We start from the raw sequence: 18,613 nt of genomic DNA, 5'->3' as shown, positions 1-18,613 counted from the left end.
TTTTAGCAGAAAAAGGAAGGAGCGTCAAGGTTATTTATGGTAAGGACTCCCCTGTTGAATCATGAAAGCACGATAGATTTGTTCCACCAACACTAATTTCATCAACTGATGAGGAAGAGTTAATTGACCAAAGCTCATTAATAGATTTCCTCTTTTTTTCACTTCAGGAGACAGACCAAGACTGCCTCCAATAACAAAAGTAAGGTTTGAATAACCAGATGTCATAATCTGGTCAATCGTTTGACTAAATTTCTCTGAAGGAAATTGTTTTCCTTCGATGGCTAATACAATCACATATTCCTTATCTGAAATCTTAGAGAGAATTCGTTCCCCCTCTTTTTCAAGGATTTGTTGATTTTCGAGTTGACTGGCACGATCTGGAGTTTTTTCATCAACTAACTCAACCTGTTCTACTTTTGCAAATCGACCAAGCCTTTTAATATACTCCGCGATCCCATCTTTTAAGTATTTTTCTTTTAATTTTCCAACGGTTATCAATTTAATTTTCATTCCCCTATTGTAGCATAATTCTTCAATTCCACAAATAATCCACAGCTATAGAAAGGAAATCTATTCTATAAAGTCCTTTTTAAAGCCATTTCTCAACTAAATTCTACAACTTATCCACAATTTGTGGATAAGTTTAGTTATTTAAGATATAATTAAGAAAGTTTTTCTATACTTTAGACAATTTGATATCCTTAGGAGGAAAATATGAAATCTTCATCTAATTTACTGAAAAAACTTGGAAATATAACCCTCATTTTCGTTGTAGGTTTTCTAGGTGGGATTCTTGGAACCTTTTTAACCTTACAAACCTCTCATTCTTCTACTTCAAATACTGAAAGTAAGCAAGTACACTCAACCACTGTTAAAACAGCTTATAAAAATACAACCTCAACTAGTGAGGCCGTAGATAAGGTGAAAAATGCTGTAGTTTCTGTGATTACTTATTCTGATTCTTCGAATCAAGGGTTATTTGAAAAAGAAGAAAACTCTGACTCACAAATTTCTAGTGAAGGTTCTGGGGTCATTTATAAAAAAGAAGGAAAATATGCCTACCTTGTTACCAATACCCATGTAATCAATGGTGCTAAAAAAGTAGATATTCTTTTAGCAGATGGGAATAAAGTCCCCGGAGAAGTAGTTGGGTCAGATGTCTATTCTGATATTGCAGTCGTTCGCATTAGTGCGGATAAAGCAAAGGCAGTAGCTGAATTCGGAGATTCAAACCAATTAACGGTCGGTGAGACTGCAATTGCAATTGGTAGCCCTCTTGGAACAGATTATGCTAATTCTGTTACCCAAGGGATTATTTCTAGCCAAGGCCGCAATGTGAAATTGAAAGCCGATAATGGACAAAATATCTCTACACGCGCCCTACAAACAGACGCAGCCATCAACCCAGGAAACTCTGGAGGTCCATTAATCAATATTCAAGGACAAGTCATCGGGATTACCTCAAGTAAAATTTCAAATAACGGACAAACTTCAGTAGAAGGAATGGGATTTGCTATTCCTGCAAATGATGTTGTCAATATTATCAAGCAACTAGAAGAAAAAGGAAAAGTAGTTCGACCAGCTCTTGGAATCCAAATGATGGATTTATCCAACCTTTCAACTTCTGATTTAAGCCAATTAAAACTTCCTGAAAAAATCTCTGGAGGAGTACTGGTTCGTTCAACACTTGAAAATATGCCTGCTTCAGATAAATTGCAACGTTATGATGTCATCACAAAGATCGATGATACAGATATCGAGTCAACGGCAGATTTACAATCCGCCCTCTATTCTCACCAAATCAATGATACGATCAAGGTCACATTCTATCGTGATGGAAAACAACAAACAACTTCTATCAAGTTGACAAAATCAACTGAGGATCTGAGCGATTAACTTTCACTTTCTTGACATACTTGTAAACACACCTTTACGAATTTGTAAAGGTGTGTTATTCTATTCATAAGATGGAAAAATTAGAAAAAATAGCGGTAAAGGACATTCGAACCAATCCTTTCCAACCAAGAAAAGTATTTGATCAAGAAAAATTAGAAGAACTGGCTCAGTCAATCAAAGAAAATGGCTTAATTCAACCCATTATTGTCAGAAAATCTCCAATAATTGGTTTTGAATTGCTTGCAGGTGAAAGACGTTTTAGAGCTTCAAAAATTGCTGGATTAGATCTTGTTCCTGCGATTATTAAAGAGTTAACGGATCAAGAAATGATGCGACAAGCCATTATTGAAAATCTTCAACGAGAAGATCTCAATCCAATTGAAGAAGCTATCTCCTACCAGAAGCTCGTTGATCATGGCTATAAGCACGACCAAATCGCTCAATTTATGGGGAAATCTAGACCCTACATCAGCAATATGCTTCGCTTGTTACAACTAGCTCCCTCTGTTCAAGAAGCAGTCATTCAAAATGATATTTCTTCGGCTCACGCGCGTGTTCTTGTTCCTCTTGATGAAGAAGAGCAGCGATTTTGGTTAGAGCGAATCAAACAGGATCATTTAAATGTTCGAACATTAGAAAATAAGATCAGTTCAAAAAGAAAACAGAAAAAACAAAAAGCAAAAGAGAGCTTCCTACTGGAAGAGGAACAGCGATTGAAAAAAATATTAGGAACAGATGTGACGATACACTCCTCTTCTCAAAATAAAGGAACTATCCAAATTTCTTTTTCCAGTCTTGATGAATACCAACGAATTATCAACAGCCTTAAATAAGGCTGTTATTTTTATTTTTTGTATTGACAAGCTTTTCCACCATAAAAATCTTTTGTAAATAGCAGAAAAATAAGGATATTCACTAGTTATCCCCACTTTGTGGATAACTTTTAAAAACAATGTGAATTTAAATCCACAACTTGTGGAAAAGTTTAAAACTATAATTTAATTTCATGAAATTTAGCCTGTGGAAAACTATTTTTGTTTGTGGTAGAATAGGAGTACGTATGATTTGATACAATTCAAGAAAAGGAGGGAAGTCTGATAGTGTCACAAGAAGAGCAATTTTGGTCTCGTTTTTTAGAATTAGCCCAATTACAACTAAAAGATAGTGCCTATGATTTTTTTGTCGCCGATTCAAAATTAGTAAAAATCGATGGAGAGACGGCTACCATTTATCTTGATGGGAATTATAAAGAATTATTTTGGGAAACAAATCTAAAAAATGCTTTGATCACAGCCAGCTTTGAAGTCTACAATACAGATTTGAAGTTCCATTTCGTTTTTGAAGATACCGAAGAAATTCCTAGTAGTCATAGCAGTGAGAACAGGAGATTATCTTCAGGTAGCTTAACAACCGAACCGTTGCCTAAAATTGATACAGGCCTGAAATCAAAGTACACCTTTGATAATTTTGTGCAAGGGGATGGAAATATTTGGGCGAAAGCAGCAGCGCTTGCAGTTTCTGAAAATCTTGCAACAACATACAACCCTCTCTTTATCTATGGTGGACCAGGGCTTGGAAAGACTCACCTATTGAACGCAATTGGAAATCAAATCCTAGAAAATATTCCAAATGCACGGGTTAAGTATGTCCCAGCAGAAACCTTTATTAATGAATTTTTAGAACACCTTCGATTAGGAGAAATGAAGACGTTCAAGAATACCTATCGAAGTCTTGATCTTTTACTAATCGATGATATCCAGTCACTTGGCGGGAAAAAAGTCACGACTCAAGAGGAATTCTTTAATACCTTTAATGCTCTCCATAGCGACAACAAACAGATTGTTCTAACAAGCGATCGAAGTCCGGATCATTTAGATAGTCTTGAAGAGCGGCTGGTTACTCGTTTCAAATGGGGACTAACGCAAAATATAACACCACCTGATTTTGAAACTCGGATTGCCATCTTACGAAATAAAATTGAAGATCTAGATTATATTTTTCCTAATGACACACTAGAATATCTAGCTGGTCAGTTTGATTCAAATGTCCGAGACTTAGAAGGTGCCTTAAATGATATTTCTTTAATGGCGAAGGTGAAAAAACTAAAAGAAATTACGATCGATGTTGCAGCTGAAGCTATTCGAGCTCGTAAAAACGATAATAGCAAGACGCTTGTCATCCCCATTGAAAAAATTCAGGAAGCAGTTGGAGCCTTTTATGGAGTCAGTGTAAAAGAAATCAAAGGTTCGCGAAGAGTTCAGAATATTGTCCTAGCACGACAAGTGGCCATGTATCTTTCAAGAGAGATGACGGACAACTCACTTCCTCGAATCGGAAAAGAATTCGGTGGGAAAGACCATACGACTGTCATTCATGCCTATGAAAAAATTAAAAGTATGGTCGACACAGATGATAATCTACGACTCGAAATTCAAAGTATCAAGAAAAAGTTAAATTAATCTGTGGATAACTTCCTCTAAACTTCTAGGGGTTATGCACAATTTTTAAACAAGTAACTTTTCAAGTCATAGACAGGATTCTGAGAGTTTTCCACAACTTCCACACAATCTACTATTACTATTAATTTACTAATCATAAAATAAATAAAAGGAATGACCATGATAAATTTTTCTATTAACAAAACTTTATTTTTACAAGCACTAAATACTACCAAAAGAGCGATCAGTTCAAAAAATGCTATCCCAATCCTTTCCACGATTAAAATTGATGTCACTCCAGAAGGAGTTGCCTTATCTGGATCGAATGGCCAAATTTCAATTGAAAACTTTATTTCTATCAAAGATGAAAATGCTGGTTTATTGGTGACCTCTCCAGGTTCTATTTTATTAGAAGCAACTTTCTTTATTAATGTGGTTTCAAGTTTACCAGATGTTACTTTAGATTTTAAAGAGATTGAACAAAAACAGGTTCTTTTAACAAGTGGAAAATCAGAAATTACACTTAAAGGAAAAGATGCAGATCAATATCCACGTATTCAAGAAATTGCTGCAAGTAATCCATTAGTTTTGGAAACAAAATTATTAAAACAATTAATTAATGAAACAGCATTTGCAGCAAGTGTACAAGAAAGTCGGCCAATTTTGACAGGTGTTCACTTTGTTCTATCGAATAATAAAGAGCTAAAAACAGTAGCAACAGACTCTCACCGTATGAGTCAAAAAGTGATTACACTGGAGAAAAATGGAGACAACTTTGATGTTGTCATCCCAAGTCGCTCTCTTCGTGAATTCACCTCTGTTTTTTCTGATGATATTGAAACAGTTGAGGTTTTCTTTGCTAACAATCAAATCCTATTTAGAAGTGAACACATTAGTTTCTATACCCGTTTGCTAGAAGGAAATTATCCTGATACAGACCGTCTCATTCCAACAGAATTCAATACAGAGGCAACCTTCAATGTGGCCAACCTTCGATTTGCAATGGAGCGTGCTCGTCTTCTTTCAAATGCGACTCAAAACGGAACGGTTAAATTAGAGTTCAAAAATGGAGTAGTTTCTTCCCACGTTCATTCACCAGAAGTTGGGCGAGTAAATGAAGAGATCGATACGAGCGCCGTTTCAGGAGAGGATTTGTCTATTAGCTTTAATCCAACTTATTTGATTGAAGCGCTCAAAGCTATTGATAGTGAACAAGTTGTTATTCGTTTTATTTCTTCTGTTAGACCGTTTACATTGGTTCCAGAAGGAAATGAACAAGGGTTCATTCAATTGATTACGCCAGTTCGCACAAATTAACAAAGGTGAATCATGTATACGTTAGGTGATTTTGTAGAAATGAAAAAGCCCCACGCTTGTGTGATTAAAGAAACAGGCAAGAAGGCAAATCGTTGGGAAATTACGCGACTTGGTGCAGACATAAAAATCAAGTGTAGCAATTGTGATCATGTGGTCATGATGAGTCGCCATGATTTTGAACAGAAAATGAAGAAAGTACTATAAAAGGTTCAGTCACTTATGTGACCGAACCTTTTCGATTATTTTAATTCTTCAAATTTTCCATTTTTAACTTCTTTGAAACCACCCTGTTTCATCATATCAAAAGTTGATTTGAAGCTGATATAGTCGACTTTTTTATCTTTTTGTGTCGTTACTAATTTCTTTTCAATTAGCTGATCTAAGTCTGCCTTTTCATAATTTAGTGTTGTTTTTTCAACCATATAATCATCTTTATATTCAGCAGAATGTGTGAATCCTTTGACATCTTTGTATTCTTCATCATATTTATCGATCATTTCCTTTAATTGATCTTTCGTAACTCCCGCCTCTTTGTAATAAATAGTAGTGGTGGTTTGGTTACTGATCGCTTTATCACCTTTATGTTCTAGTGTAATACGAACATCTGTTTTCTTTTCTTGGTTGATTGCCTGAAGATAGGATTTTTGAACAGATTGTTGTCCACAAGCTCCAAGAAGAAAGAGAGTAAAGATAGCGATTAAAGAAAGAAAAATAGATTTCCATGTTTGTTTTTTCATCTGAAAAACTCCTTTGTTCATTGTTAAATATAGTATACCATTTTTATCTTTTTAGAACGTTACAGTTTGATGAAAAAATCTAGTTTCAAAGGTGATGAAATATTTCATTTTTCATCACTTGTCTTTTGAATTATGTTATAATAAAAGAGATTGAAATTTGAACGGAGAAAAAGAAAAATGGCATTAACAGCAGGTATCGTTGGCTTACCAAACGTTGGTAAATCAACCCTATTTAACGCAATTACAAAAGCAGGAGCAGAGGCCGCAAACTATCCCTTTGCGACCATTGATCCAAACGTCGGGATGGTAGAAGTTCCAGATGAACGCCTCCAAAAATTGACGGAAATGATTACTCCTAAGAAGACAGTTCCGACTACTTTTGAATTTACAGATATTGCTGGGATTGTGAAAGGAGCTTCTAAAGGGGAAGGACTTGGTAATAAATTCTTGGCCAACATCCGTGAAGTAGATGCCATTGTTCATGTGGTACGTGCTTTTGATGATGAAAATGTCATGCGGGAGCAAGGTCGTGAAGATGCCTTTGTTGATCCACTGGCAGATATTGATACCATCAATTTAGAATTAATTTTAGCCGACTTAGAGTCTGTCAATAAACGCTATGCGCGTGTAGAAAAAATCGCTCGTACACAAAAAGATAAGGATTCTGTTGCGGAATTTAATGTTCTACAAAAAATAAAACCAGTTCTTGAAGATGGTAAATCGGCTCGGACCATTGAATTCACTGAGGAAGAACAAAAAGTGGTGAAAGGACTTTTCCTTTTGACTACCAAACCAGTTCTTTATGTAGCCAATGTGGATGAAGATGTTGTTGCAGATCCAGATTCTATCGAGTATGTGAAGCAAATTCGTGACTTTGCGGCAACAGAGAACGCGGAAGTCGTGGTGATTTCTGCGCGTGCTGAGGAAGAAATTTCTGAGCTAGATGATGCAGATAAACAAGAATTTTTAGAGGCGATTGGCCTAGCAGAGTCTGGAGTTGATAAACTTACGCGTGCAGCTTATCACTTGTTGGGACTTGGCACTTATTTCACAGCTGGTGAAAAAGAAGTGCGTGCTTGGACCTTCAAACGTGGCATGAAAGCTCCTCAAGCAGCTGGAATCATCCACTCCGATTTTGAAAAAGGATTTATTCGTGCCGTGACTATGTCCTATGATGATTTGGTCAAATACGGTTCTGAAAAGGCTGTAAAAGAAGCAGGACGCTTGCGCGAAGAAGGAAAAGAATATGTTGTCCAAGATGGGGACATCATGGAATTCCGTTTTAATGTATAAGAGAGTTAAAAAGATGTAAAGGTTGGAAAAAATATTTCCAACCCTTTTAGTGTTTTGAAAGGAAAGAGATGACGAAATTAATTGTTGGATTGGGAAATCCAGGTGATAAGTATTTTGAAACCAAACACAATGTAGGCTTTATGTTAGTTGATCAAATGGCAAAGTCTTTAAATCTTACTTTCTCCCATGATAAGATTTTTCAAGCTGATATCGCCTCAACATTTTTGAATGGCGAAAAGGTCTATTTTGTAAAGCCGACCACTTTCATGAATGAGAGTGGAAAAGCAGTCCATGCCCTTCTGACTTATTATGGTCTGGATATTGAAGATCTTTTGGTTATTTACGATGATTTAGATATGGAAGTTGGCAAGATTCGTCTTCGAGCGAAAGGATCAGCTGGAGGTCATAACGGAATCAAATCGATTATCAATCATATTGGAACTCAGACTTTTTATCGAATTAAGATTGGAATTGGAAGACCTAAGCAGGGCATGTCAGTTGTTCATCATGTATTAGGAAAATTTGATAAAGACGATTACATCACTATTCTACAAACAATTGATCGAGTAGAAGAAGCGGTTAACGATTACTTGGTAGAAGAAAATTTTGAAAGAAGCATGCAGAAATACAACGGGTAAGTAGATGAATGTAATTGATTTAGTGAGTCAAAACTCCAACCTTCTATCCTGGCAACAAGGTTTGCAAAAAAATAATAGGGAATTGATTTTAGGATTATCTGCGACCACAAAGGCTATTGTAATGGCTTCAGCCTTTGATTCTATTGAAAAAGCAGTCCTCATTACTTCCAGTTATAACGAAGCAGAACGATTGGCTAGTGATTTTATTGCTTTACTTGGAGAAGAGAAAGTCCATACATTTTTGGGAGATGATAACCCTTTAGCAGAATTTGTTTTTGCTTCACAAGAAAGGCAATTTTCACGATTAGAGGCTTTGAACTTTTTATGTCAAGAGGATCGTCAAGGCATCCTTGTGACCAATGTGAGTGGTATAAAACTACTATTACCTTCTCCTAAAGTTTTTGCATCTAGCATTTTTCAATTGAAGGTTGGTCAAGAAATAGACTTAACTACTCTGAGTGAAACCTTACAAAAGATTGGCTATCAAAAGGTGAGCCAAGTTTTGCAACAGGGAGAGTTTAGTCTACGAGGAGATATTTTAGATATCTTTGAGATCGAACAACTCCAACCTTATCGGATTGAATTTTTCGGAGATGAGATTGATGGAATCCGAATCTTTGACCCAGAAAGTCAGCGTTCTGTTGAAAATGTTGAAGAAGTTCAACTGAAGGCAGTGAGTGATCTATTGTTGCAAGAGGAAGATTTTATACGTGGTCAGCAGCAAATCGAACAATTGCAAGAACAGAGCGCAAATGAAGAATTTAAATCTTATCTAGCAGAAATTTTAGGAGATATTTCTCAAAGGAAACTCCATCCGGATCTTAGAAAATTTATTAGTTTCTTTTACAAGAAACAATATACCCTATTCGATTATCTCCCTAAACACACTCCAGTCTTTCTGGATGATTATCAAAAAATAGCAGATCAAATAGCGAGATTTGAACTAGATACAGCTAATCTCTTGACGGAAGATTTACATAAAAATAGAGCTTCTTCTCGCCAAGTGTATTTTGCAGACACCAGTACAACATTACGAAAATATACGCCTGCAACTTATTTTTCAAACTTTCAAAAAGGATTGGGAAATCTGAAGTTTGATCATTTGTATCAATTCAATCAATATCCAATGCAGGAGTTTTTTGGACAATTTGATTTACTAAAAGAGGAAATTGAACGGTATCGAAAATCAAACTATACGGTTATTGTCCAAGCAACTTCTCATCACAATCTTCAACAGCTCCATAAAAATTTAGAAGAGTATGGGATTCGATTAGATTATATTGATGGGGATGCGATCATTCCTCAAGCTAGTCAATTAATTGTTGGAGGACTAGCTCACGGTTTTCAATTTGTTGATGAAAAAATTGTCTACATTACAGAATCAGAGATTTATCAGAAAAAGATCAAACGAAAGATTCGCAGACAAAATATTTCCAATGCAGAACGCCTAAAAAATTATAATGAACTGGAAAAAGGGGACTATGTTGTTCACCAAGTTCATGGTATTGGTCAATATTTAGGAATTGAAACGATTGAAATTTCGGGTGTCCATCGTGATTATGTTTCAATTCAATATCAAAATGGAGATCGCATCTCGATTCCTGTCGATCAGATTCAGATGTTGTCCAAATACGTTGCAAGTGATGGAAAAACGCCAAAAATTAATAAGTTAAATGATGGGCGTTTCCAAAAAACGAAGCAAAAGGTTCAGACCCAGGTGGAGGACATTGCGGATGATTTGATAAAACTTTATGCGGAGCGTAGTCAATTAGAAGGCTTTGCCTATTCCCAAGATGATGAAAACCAAGAGGCTTTTGAACAAGATTTTCCATATATTGAAACAGATGACCAATTACGTTCCATTGAAGAAATTAAAAAAGATATGGAATCGAATCGTCCGATGGACCGATTGCTGGTTGGAGACGTCGGTTTTGGGAAAACAGAGGTCGCTATGCGAGCAGCCTTTAAGGCAGTAAATGATCATAAACAAGTAGCAGTGCTGGTTCCTACCACTGTTCTTGCCCAACAACATTATGCCAATTTTAAGGAGCGTTTTGAATCTTTTGCAGTAGAGGTTGCTGTTTTAAGTCGTTTCCAGAGTAAGGCAGAGCAGAAAGAAACGCTTGAAAAGTTGAAAAAAGGACGAGTGGATATTATTATTGGAACTCACCGGCTCTTGTCCAAAGATGTTGTTTTTTCAGACTTAGGCTTAATCGTGATAGATGAAGAACAACGTTTTGGAGTGAAGCACAAAGAAACCTTGAAAGAATTGAAAAAAAAGGTGGATGTGCTCACCTTGACAGCTACCCCTATACCTCGAACTCTTCATATGTCTATGCTAGGAATTCGAGATTTGTCTGTCATTGAAACACCTCCGACCAATCGATATCCTGTGCAAACTTTTGTACTAGAGACCAATCCAACTATTATTCGAGATGCTGTATTGCGGGAGATGGATCGTGGAGGACAGGCCTATTATCTTTACAATAAGGTAGATACAATTGAACAAAAGGTGTCTGAATTAAAAGAGTTGATTCCAGAGGCTTCGATTGGCTTTGTTCATGGCCAGATGAGTGAAGTTCGCCTGGAAAATACCCTGTTGGATTTCATTAATGGCGAATACGATGTCTTAGTGACGACAACCATTATTGAGACAGGTGTGGATATTCCAAATGCCAATACACTCTTTATTGAAAATGCGGATCATATGGGACTTTCAACTCTTTATCAACTAAGAGGTCGTGTGGGACGAAGCAATCGAATTGCTTATGCTTATTTGATGTATCGTCCAGACAAATCTCTTACAGAAGTGTCTGAAAAACGTTTAGAAGCTATTAAAGGTTTTACTGAGTTGGGTTCTGGATTTAAAATTGCTATGCGAGATTTATCGATCCGTGGAGCAGGGAATATCCTTGGAGCTTCTCAATCTGGTTTCATCGATTCAGTTGGTTTTGAAATGTATTCTCAATTGTTAGAAGAAGCTATTGCTAAGAAACAAGGCCAAGAGCATCGCAGGCAAAAGAGCAATGCAGAGTTGAACCTTCAAATAGATGCGTATTTACCTAATGAATATATTTCAGATCAACGTCAAAAAATTGAAATTTACAAACAAATTCGTGAAATGAATTCTGCGACGGACTATGAATACTTGCAAGATGAATTGATCGATCGTTTTGGAGAATACCCAGATGTTGTGGCCTATCTACTAGAAATTGGTTTAGTGAAAGCTTACTTGGATCAAGTTTTTGTCCGTCTTGTTGAGAGAAAACAACAAAAAGTGACAGTGAAGTTTGAACCAATTGCCAAACAACTGTTTTTAACACAGGATTATTTCAAAGCTCTGTCAATGACACAGTTGAAGGCACAGATTGCTGAAGAAAAGGGATTAATTGAAGTAATCTTTGATATTCGAAACAAGAAAGATTTTGAAATTTTAGAAGCTCTGAAGCAATTTGGTCAAACCTTATTGGAAATTAAACAGGAAAAAGAAGAGAACTAGCAGTTCTTAGCTCATTTTTCGCATTTTATGTATAAAAAATGATACAATACTATGTTAGAGGTGACAGTATGAGATTAGATAAATATTTGAAAGTTTCTCGCATTATTAAGCGTCGCCCTGTTGCAAAGGAAGTTGCAGATAAAGGGCGAATCAAAGTTAATGGAGTATTAGCCAAAAGTTCAACGGATTTGAAAGTGAATGATCAAATCGAAGTTCGTTTTGGAAATAAAGTATTGACGGTTAAAGTCTTGGAAATGTTGGATAGTACCAAAAAAGAAGATGCATCCAAAATGTACGAAATCATTAGTGAAACAAGGATAGAAGAAGATGCCTAAAAATATCGTTCAAATGAACAATAAGTATATCAAAGACGAAAGTCAGCGAAAACGTTTTTTAGAAGAAGAAAGAAAAAAACGCAATCGTTTTCTGGGACTCGTCTTGATATTGGTCATGTTACTATTTATTCTTCCAACTTATAATTTAGCCCAGAGCTATCAATCGCTACAAGATAAAAAAGAACAATACAAACAGTTGGAAAAAGAGTATAAAGAAACAAGTGAACAAAAAGAATACCAACAAGACATCGCTAAAAAATTAAAAGACGATGATTATGCAACAAAATATGCACGCGCTAAGTATTCTTTTTCAAAAGATGGTGAATATGTTTATACCATCCCAGATTTACTTCCCCAATAACCGATGGAAAATATCTTACAAACAGTTAAACAATTTCTTGAATTTTCGGATGAAAAATTAGAGGAATTAAAAAAGAAAAACCAAATGATCAAACTTCAAAAGGATGAAAAGGAAAGGAATACAGGTGTCTAAACGATTTCTGCTCCTATTGTTAGTTCCAATTTTATTTATTGGGTCTCAAGCAGCGAGTATTGAGCAGTCTGAGCCTTCTCAGACAATGGCTCATCCATCAGAACTTTATTTTTCTTCAATTCCAGCGAACCCTAATGTCTATCGCAAAATTTCTGTTTTTTCTGATCCTCAGTTGAAAAAAGCAAAAGGAGAAATTCTTCCCAACACACCGTTTACAATCGAACAACTCTTTGTAAATGATGAAGGGAAAGCTGTATTTAAAATAGCAGATAAAGGATATGTATTAGCAGATTCTTCTGTCATTTTTTCTGATGTTGTACAAGAAACACAAGAAAAAAAACAAGACATGTGGCTAAAACCTGGTTTTAAAGTGTATGACCGACCCTTAATAAATGGTGCAAAAGAAAAAAATACACCTCTTTCTCCTTATACAAAAGTAACAGTCTTACGTACAGCTAAGACTTTACGAGATGAGTTTGTGGAGATTGAAGGTCAGGGCTGGGTGAACAAGGCATTCGTTACTGAAAAAGATAATCGAATGGAAAAAGTTCAGGACTTGTTAAATAGTAAATACAATTCTCCTTCGTATGGAATCTATGTAAAACAATTAGAGACTGGAAATACTGCTGGAATCAATCCGCAAAAAGAAATGTATTCTGCCAGTGTAACGAAATTACCATACTTGTACTACGTCCAAGAACAGCTCAATAAAAAAGCCATTTCTCCAACTACAACCTACAAATATATTCCAGAAGTCAATGATTTCAAAGGTGGCTATGAACCAGAAGGAAGTGGTAGCCTTTCAAAAACACCAGATGGAAAAGAATATAGTGTTCAAGAGTTGATAGATAAAATTGCAAAAGAATCAGATAATGTTGGACATAATATCTTGAATTATTATGTCACTCATCAATCAGATCAAGACTTCCAAAAAACTTTGGATAAAATTGCAAAGAAACATTGGGATGTTGAAAAAAGAGAAGCATCCGCTGAAATGGCTGGCAATGTCATGGAGGCTGTCTATCAACAAAATGGCCCGATTATTGATGCGCTCTCCTCTACAAAATATGATGATCAACGGATTGCGCGTGACCTTCCAGTAAAAGTTGCTCATAAAATTGGAGATGCCTATGATTTTAGACATGATGTTGCGATTGTATATACAAATTCACCCTATGTAATAGCCATTTTTTCAGATCATTCGAATTATGATACGATTTCCAACATTTCAAAAGATATCTATGAGGTATTGAAATAATGGAAAAGCGATTTTTAGAGTTTTGTGAAAAACAAGATCTATTTACTCCCCATCGCCGTGTTTTAGTTGCCTTATCTGGTGGATTAGATTCAATGAATCTGTATGAACTTTTATATAAGAATAAAGAACGATTGAAAATCCATCTGGTACTCGCTCATGTCAATCATGGACAAAGACCAGAATCAGATTTAGAAGAAAGTGAACTTCGAACGCTAGCTGATAGGCGAGAGACATGTATCTATGTGGCTCACTATTCGGGTGATTTTACAGAAGCAAAAGCTCGTACCTTTCGTTATGATTTTTTTAAACAGATTATGGAGAAAGAGGATTGCACCGCTTTAGTAACAGGTCATCATGCAAACGATCAAGCTGAAACAACTTTCATGCGCTTAATACGAGGAACAAAATTACGCCATTTAAGTGGTATTCCTGTACGCCAACCATTTGGTAAGGGTGAGCTAATCCGTCCTTTGTTAACTTTTACCAAAGATGAGTTGATGGAAATTCCTCACTTTGAAGACAGTAGCAATGACTCACAGGACTATTTTCGAAATCGTGTACGCCATCAATACCTTCCAGAATTTGAAAAAGAAAATCCTCAAATGCAAGCAAGTCTTCGCTATTTAGCAGAGGAAGTGAGTCATTGGCACCAAGCACTGAAAGAATTGACTAGCGAGTTAACCATTCAAGATTTAGCTTCTTTTAGAACGTATTCTGATTCTGTGCAATCATTCTTATTAGAAGAGTATCTGGCACAATTTCCAGATTTGCAACTTGGTAGGGCCCAGTTTCAAGAATTATTAGATTTATTGCGAAAAAAAAGAAATTGCGTTCATTATTTAAAGTCGAATTATGAACTACATCAAGAATATGATTTCTTTGAAATACAAAAAATCAGTCAAAAGTCGGATGACCACCCCCTCCCATTTTTGTTAGAATTTGGGAATATCTTTGAAATTGCAAATTATAAACTATCTTTTGGACAACCATTAGTAGGGGAAAATGTAGAAATTCTTTCTGTTTCACGCGAAACTCCCATCTTAATTAGAAGGAGAAAGGAAGGAGATCAGCTACTTGTTAATGGCCACCATCAAAAATTAAGACGGTGGTTTATCAACCATAAAATTCCAATTTCTCTTCGGCAAAAGGCTCTCATTATAGAACAAAATCATAATATTCTTTCTGTAGTGGGATTGGTAACGAGTGATTTGAGTAAGCCCTCAAAAAGTGGTATAATGAAAGATAGTCTTTATATTCAAAAAATAGATAGGTAAAAACATGTTAGAAAAAGATATAAAAAAAGTATTGGTTTCACATGATGAAATTGTGGAAGCAGCAAAGAAATTGGGTGAAACCCTAACAAAAGAGTACCAAGGAAAAAATCCAATTTTTGTTGGAATTTTGAAAGGCTCTGTTCCATTTATGGCAGAGTTGATCAACCACGTGGATACACATATTGAATTGGATTTTATGCTGGTTTCAAGTTATCATGGTGGTACAGCAAGCTCAGGTATTATTAATATTATCAAGGATATCGACCAAGATATTACTGGTAGAGATATTTTATTTGTAGAAGATATTATCGATACAGGTAAAACCCTCAAGAGTCTAAAAGAACTCTTTGAAGAACGAAATGCAGCATCTGTGAAGATTGCTACCTTACTGGATAAACCTGAAGGACGTTTGGTTGAGATTGAAGCAGATTATACCTGCTTTACCATTCCAAATGAGTTTGTTGTAGGATATGGTTTAGACTATGATGAAAATTATCGTAACCTACCCTATGTTGGTGTATTAAAAGAGGAAGTGTACTCAAAATAGAGGAGACTAGATGAATAACAGAAAAAATAACGGTTTTGTTCGAAATCCATTTCTGTATTTGTTGATTATTGTAGCGGCTGTGACAGGATTCCAGTACTTTTTTGCGGGTAATGGAGTTGGTCAAAGTCAGCAAATCAACTACACAGAATTGGTCAAAGAAATTAAAAATGACAATGTAAAAACGATCAGTTACCAACCAAATGGTAGTGTGATTGAAATTGCAGGGACCTATAATAAAGCTAAAGAATCAAAAGATGATACTGGAATTCAATTTTTTACCCCAAGTGTTCAAAAAGTATCTCGCTTTACTAGTGTCATCCTTCCATCTGATATCACCGTCAATGAATTACAAAAATTAGCAGCTGACCACAAAGCAGAAATCACCATCAAGCGTGAGAGCTCAAGTGGCATGTGGATAACAATTCTCACTTCAATTGTTCCATTTGTTATCGTCATGTTCTTCTTCTTCTCAATGATGAACCAAGGCGGTGGCGGAGGTGCCAGAGGTGCAATGAACTTTGGTCGCAATAAAGCCCGCGCTGCTAATAAAGAAGATATTAAAGTTCGTTTTTCAGATGTAGCAGGAGCTGAAGAAGAAAAACAAGAACTTGTTGAAGTTGTTGAATTTTTAAAAGATCCAAAACGCTTTACTAAATTGGGTGCAAGAATCCCAGCAGGTGTGCTTCTTGAAGGCCCTCCAGGAACTGGTAAAACCCTTTTAGCAAAAGCAGTAGCTGGTGAAGCTGGAGTGCCATTCTTCAGTATCTCTGGTTCTGACTTCGTTGAAATGTTTGTCGGAGTCGGTGCTAGCCGGGTTCGTTCACTTTTTGAAGATGCTAAAAAAGCAGCACCAGCCATTATCTTTATCGATGAAATTGATGCTGTTGGGCGCCAACGTGGTGTAGGTCTTGGTGGCGGAAATGATGAACGTGAACAAACCCTTAACCAGCTCTTGATTGAGATGGATGGTTTTGAAGGCAACGAAGGAATCATTGTTATCGCAGCAACTAACCGTTCTGATGTCCTTGACCCTGCCCTTCTTCGTCCTGGCCGTTTTGACCGTAAAGTATTAGTTGGACGTCCAGATGTGAAAGGTCGTGAGGCAATTCTTCGTGTTCATGCTAAGAATAAGCCGCTTGCTCAAGATGTGGACTTGAAATTGGTTGCTCAACAAACACCAGGATTTGTCGGTGCTGATCTCGAAAATGTTTTGAACGAAGCAGCCTTGGTTGCAGCTCGTCGAAATAAAAAAGTAATTGATGCTGCTGATATCGATGAAGCAGAAGATCGTGTTATTGCAGGTCCATCTAAGAAAGATCGGACGATTTCACAAAAAGAACGTGAAATGGTTGCTTATCACGAAGCTGGTCATACAATTGTTGGTCTGGTCTTATCAAATGCTCGTGTAGTTCATAAAGTTACTATTGTTCCACGTGGTCGTGCAGGCGGTTACATGATTGCCCTTCCTAAAGAAGATCAAATGTTACTTTCTAAAGAAGATATGAAAGAACAATTAGCTGGGCTCATGGGAGGCCGTGTTGCCGAAGAAATTATTTTCAATTCGCAAACAACGGGTGCTTCAAATGACTTTGAACAAGCTACCCAAATGGCGCGTGCAATGGTGACAGAATATGGTATGAGTGAAAAACTTGGACCGGTCCAATATGAAGGAAATCATGCGATGTTTGGTGCTCAAAGCCCACAAAAAATGATTTCAGAACAAACAGCTTACGAAATTGATGAAGAAGTTCGTGGTTTGTTGAATGAAGCCCGTAATAAAGCGGCAGAAATTATTCAAGGAAATAGAGAAACGCATAAACTAATTGCGGAAGCTCTATTAAAATATGAAACCTTGGATAGTGTTCAAATTAAATCATTATATGAAACAGGAAAAATGCCTGAAAATTCAGAGCATGAATTAGAAGAAGAAGCAAAACCTCTATCATATGATGAAATTAAGTCAAAATTAGAAGAAAACAACTAATTCAAAAGAAGGAAAATATTTCCTTCTTTTTTTTATTAAAAAAGTGTTGACAGAGTAAAAATATTCTGTATAATAGAATATGTTGTAAAAATGGTCCGTTGGTCAAGGGGTTAAGACACCGCCTTTTCACGGCGGTAACACGGGTTCGAATCCCGTACGGACTATCGATAAACTGTCACCAAGTGGCAGTTTTTTTGTGTATTTGGAAAAAATAGTTAAAAATAATAACCAAATAGTTAAAAAAACGTGCAGAATAGAAAAAAAGTCCAATGGGCTTCTTTATTTTTATAAAATACAGATAAAAGTAAAGGAGAGCTTATGGAATTTAATAAAATGTATCAAAAAGTAAAATATATCGTAAGAAAATGTGAAAAAGAATATTATATTCAATTATGGGAAAAGGATGATTGGGAACAAGAAGGTCAGCTAACTCTGTTTGAACTTTATCAAAAAAATCCTGAAATTGAAACAAATGAAGAATTACTTTATACATATTTCAAAACAAAATTTAGAAATCATATTAAAGATAAAATAAGACAACAGGAAAGTGATAAGAGAAAAATTAATAGACTTCCATATATTGAAATTGGAGAAATTAGTCACAGAATTTCATCAAGAAAAATATATTTGGATGAGCTGGTTGTTCTGAGAGATGCATTAAAACGTTTTAAAGAAAAATTAACCGTAAAAGAAAAAGAACAATATGAAGCATTACTAGTAAACAGAAGATGTCTAGGAAAAACAAAAATGAAAAAGAAATTAGAGAACTATCTAAAGGATTTTAAAAATTCAATTTAAAAACTGAAAGTTGCCAGTGAATAAATGAACTTTCAAAAAAATAAATTTTTTTAAGAAAAAGTGTTGACAGTAAGGGTAGGTCATGATATACTAATATAGTTGTCGC

18 protein-coding genes and 1 tRNA gene are annotated in these 18,613 nt (G+C 35.8%); 17 read left to right on the top strand and 2 right to left on the bottom strand.

The features are described 5' to 3' along the window. Nucleotides 1-30: 30 nt before the first annotated feature. On the bottom strand, nt 31-510 hold the full coding sequence (rlmH, locus tag HMPREF2926_RS09570; RefSeq protein WP_003009233.1) for a 23S rRNA (pseudouridine(1915)-N(3))-methyltransferase RlmH: 480 nt from the start codon (nt 508-510) through the stop codon (nt 31-33). 204 nt (nt 511-714) lie between these two features. On the opposite strand from rlmH, the gene HMPREF2926_RS09565 reads away from it, so the two are divergent. From HMPREF2926_RS09565 to HMPREF2926_RS09545, 5 genes are all read left to right on the top strand, one after another. Then, on the top strand, nt 715-1,896 hold the full coding sequence (locus HMPREF2926_RS09565) for a serine protease HtrA (protein ID WP_045760067.1): 1,182 nt from the start codon (nt 715-717) through the stop codon (nt 1,894-1,896). Nucleotides 1,897-1,967: 71 nt separating this feature from the next. Beyond that, nucleotides 1,968-2,729, top strand: coding sequence for a ParB/RepB/Spo0J family partition protein (locus HMPREF2926_RS09560; protein WP_049475056.1), 762 nt, complete (start codon nt 1,968-1,970; stop codon nt 2,727-2,729). 267 nt (nt 2,730-2,996) lie between these two features. Further along, on the top strand, nt 2,997-4,355 hold the full coding sequence (gene dnaA, locus HMPREF2926_RS09555) for a chromosomal replication initiator protein DnaA (RefSeq protein ID WP_003009237.1): 1,359 nt from the start codon (nt 2,997-2,999) through the stop codon (nt 4,353-4,355). A 159-nt stretch (nt 4,356-4,514) separates the two neighbouring features. After that, nucleotides 4,515-5,651: a DNA polymerase III subunit beta gene (gene dnaN / locus HMPREF2926_RS09550; protein WP_049475055.1), complete on the top strand. Its 1,137-nt coding sequence runs from the start codon at nt 4,515-4,517 to the stop codon at nt 5,649-5,651. A 12-nt stretch (nt 5,652-5,663) separates the two neighbouring features. Next, nucleotides 5,664-5,855, top strand: a complete 192-nt coding sequence (locus HMPREF2926_RS09545) for a DUF951 domain-containing protein (RefSeq protein WP_003002008.1) — start codon at nt 5,664-5,666, stop codon at nt 5,853-5,855. A 35-nt stretch (nt 5,856-5,890) separates the two neighbouring features. Here the strand turns inward: HMPREF2926_RS09545 and HMPREF2926_RS09540 are convergent, their stop codons facing one another. After that, complete coding sequence (locus HMPREF2926_RS09540) at nt 5,891-6,388, bottom strand: DUF1307 domain-containing protein (RefSeq protein WP_031574824.1); 498 nt, start codon at nt 6,386-6,388, stop codon at nt 5,891-5,893. Between the two features lie 177 nt (nt 6,389-6,565). Between HMPREF2926_RS09540 and ychF the strand changes: the two genes are divergently transcribed. The 12 genes from ychF to HMPREF2926_RS09485 all read left to right on the top strand — a co-directional run bounded on the left by ychF (nt 6,566) and on the right by HMPREF2926_RS09485 (nt 18,507). Next, nucleotides 6,566-7,681, top strand: a complete 1,116-nt coding sequence (gene ychF / locus HMPREF2926_RS09535; protein ID WP_049475054.1) for a redox-regulated ATPase YchF — start codon at nt 6,566-6,568, stop codon at nt 7,679-7,681. A gap of 68 nt (nt 7,682-7,749) precedes the next feature. Beyond that, a complete protein-coding gene (gene pth / locus HMPREF2926_RS09530; RefSeq protein ID WP_003009246.1) occupies nt 7,750-8,319 on the top strand; it encodes an aminoacyl-tRNA hydrolase in 570 nt (189 codons plus the stop codon). A 4-nt stretch (nt 8,320-8,323) separates the two neighbouring features. Next, nucleotides 8,324-11,818 (top strand): transcription-repair coupling factor, encoded by a 3,495-nt coding sequence (gene mfd, locus HMPREF2926_RS09525; protein ID WP_070587624.1) that lies wholly within the window; start codon nt 8,324-8,326, stop codon nt 11,816-11,818. A gap of 68 nt (nt 11,819-11,886) precedes the next feature. After that, nucleotides 11,887-12,153 carry an RNA-binding S4 domain-containing protein gene (locus HMPREF2926_RS09520; RefSeq protein ID WP_003002258.1) on the top strand — a complete coding sequence of 89 codons (267 nt, stop codon included), beginning with the start codon at nt 11,887-11,889 and terminating at the stop codon, nt 12,151-12,153. After that, nucleotides 12,146-12,514: an FtsB family cell division protein gene (locus HMPREF2926_RS09515; RefSeq protein ID WP_003009251.1), complete on the top strand. Its 369-nt coding sequence runs from the start codon at nt 12,146-12,148 to the stop codon at nt 12,512-12,514. The genes HMPREF2926_RS09520 and HMPREF2926_RS09515 overlap by 8 nt, the downstream gene beginning before the upstream one ends. A 3-nt stretch (nt 12,515-12,517) precedes the next feature. Then, complete coding sequence (locus HMPREF2926_RS11370) at nt 12,518-12,646, top strand: SP_0009 family protein (protein ID WP_003009253.1); 129 nt, start codon at nt 12,518-12,520, stop codon at nt 12,644-12,646. Continuing rightward, nucleotides 12,639-13,904 (top strand): serine hydrolase, encoded by a 1,266-nt coding sequence (locus HMPREF2926_RS09510; protein WP_256263034.1) that lies wholly within the window; start codon nt 12,639-12,641, stop codon nt 13,902-13,904. The genes HMPREF2926_RS11370 and HMPREF2926_RS09510 overlap by 8 nt, the downstream gene beginning before the upstream one ends. Further along, nucleotides 13,904-15,178: a tRNA lysidine(34) synthetase TilS gene (tilS, locus tag HMPREF2926_RS09505; RefSeq protein ID WP_070587619.1), complete on the top strand. Its 1,275-nt coding sequence runs from the start codon at nt 13,904-13,906 to the stop codon at nt 15,176-15,178. The genes HMPREF2926_RS09510 and tilS overlap by 1 nt, the downstream gene beginning before the upstream one ends. Nucleotides 15,179-15,182: 4 nt before the next feature. Next, on the top strand, nt 15,183-15,725 hold the full coding sequence (gene hpt, locus HMPREF2926_RS09500; RefSeq protein WP_003018402.1) for a hypoxanthine phosphoribosyltransferase: 543 nt from the start codon (nt 15,183-15,185) through the stop codon (nt 15,723-15,725). Between the two features lie 10 nt (nt 15,726-15,735). Further along, entirely contained in the window at nt 15,736-17,709 is a 1,974-nt protein-coding gene (gene ftsH, locus HMPREF2926_RS09495; RefSeq protein WP_023920009.1) for an ATP-dependent zinc metalloprotease FtsH, read from the top strand. A 92-nt stretch (nt 17,710-17,801) separates the two neighbouring features. Next, a tRNA-Glu gene (locus HMPREF2926_RS09490) sits at nt 17,802-17,873 on the top strand. A gap of 154 nt (nt 17,874-18,027) precedes the next feature. Continuing rightward, entirely contained in the window at nt 18,028-18,507 is a 480-nt protein-coding gene (locus HMPREF2926_RS09485; RefSeq protein WP_070587616.1) for a sigma-70 RNA polymerase sigma factor region 4 domain-containing protein, read from the top strand. Nucleotides 18,508-18,613 lie beyond the last annotated feature (106 nt).

Source organism: Streptococcus sp. HMSC078D09, from assembly GCF_001813675.1.
Lineage (GTDB): Bacteria > Bacillota > Bacilli > Lactobacillales > Streptococcaceae > Streptococcus.
This window is presented reverse-complemented; position numbering and strand designations above follow the sequence as displayed.

Coding starts and splice junctions, on each gene's coding strand:
- rlmH (WP_003009233.1), bottom strand. CDS start 510: ATGAAAATTAAATTGATAACCGTTGGAAAATTAAAAGAAAAATACTTA.
- HMPREF2926_RS09565 (WP_045760067.1), top strand. CDS start 715: ATGAAATCTTCATCTAATTTACTGAAAAAACTTGGAAATATAACCCTC.
- HMPREF2926_RS09560 (WP_049475056.1), top strand. CDS start 1,968: ATGGAAAAATTAGAAAAAATAGCGGTAAAGGACATTCGAACCAATCCT.
- dnaN (WP_049475055.1), top strand. CDS start 4,515: ATGATAAATTTTTCTATTAACAAAACTTTATTTTTACAAGCACTAAAT.
- HMPREF2926_RS09545 (WP_003002008.1), top strand. CDS start 5,664: ATGTATACGTTAGGTGATTTTGTAGAAATGAAAAAGCCCCACGCTTGT.
- HMPREF2926_RS09540 (WP_031574824.1), bottom strand. CDS start 6,388: ATGAAAAAACAAACATGGAAATCTATTTTTCTTTCTTTAATCGCTATC.
- ychF (WP_049475054.1), top strand. CDS start 6,566: ATGGCATTAACAGCAGGTATCGTTGGCTTACCAAACGTTGGTAAATCA.
- pth (WP_003009246.1), top strand. CDS start 7,750: ATGACGAAATTAATTGTTGGATTGGGAAATCCAGGTGATAAGTATTTT.
- mfd (WP_070587624.1), top strand. CDS start 8,324: ATGAATGTAATTGATTTAGTGAGTCAAAACTCCAACCTTCTATCCTGG.
- HMPREF2926_RS09520 (WP_003002258.1), top strand. CDS start 11,887: ATGAGATTAGATAAATATTTGAAAGTTTCTCGCATTATTAAGCGTCGC.
- HMPREF2926_RS09515 (WP_003009251.1), top strand. CDS start 12,146: ATGCCTAAAAATATCGTTCAAATGAACAATAAGTATATCAAAGACGAA.
- HMPREF2926_RS11370 (WP_003009253.1), top strand. CDS start 12,518: ATGGAAAATATCTTACAAACAGTTAAACAATTTCTTGAATTTTCGGAT.
- tilS (WP_070587619.1), top strand. CDS start 13,904: ATGGAAAAGCGATTTTTAGAGTTTTGTGAAAAACAAGATCTATTTACT.
- hpt (WP_003018402.1), top strand. CDS start 15,183: ATGTTAGAAAAAGATATAAAAAAAGTATTGGTTTCACATGATGAAATT.
- ftsH (WP_023920009.1), top strand. CDS start 15,736: ATGAATAACAGAAAAAATAACGGTTTTGTTCGAAATCCATTTCTGTAT.
- HMPREF2926_RS09485 (WP_070587616.1), top strand. CDS start 18,028: ATGGAATTTAATAAAATGTATCAAAAAGTAAAATATATCGTAAGAAAA.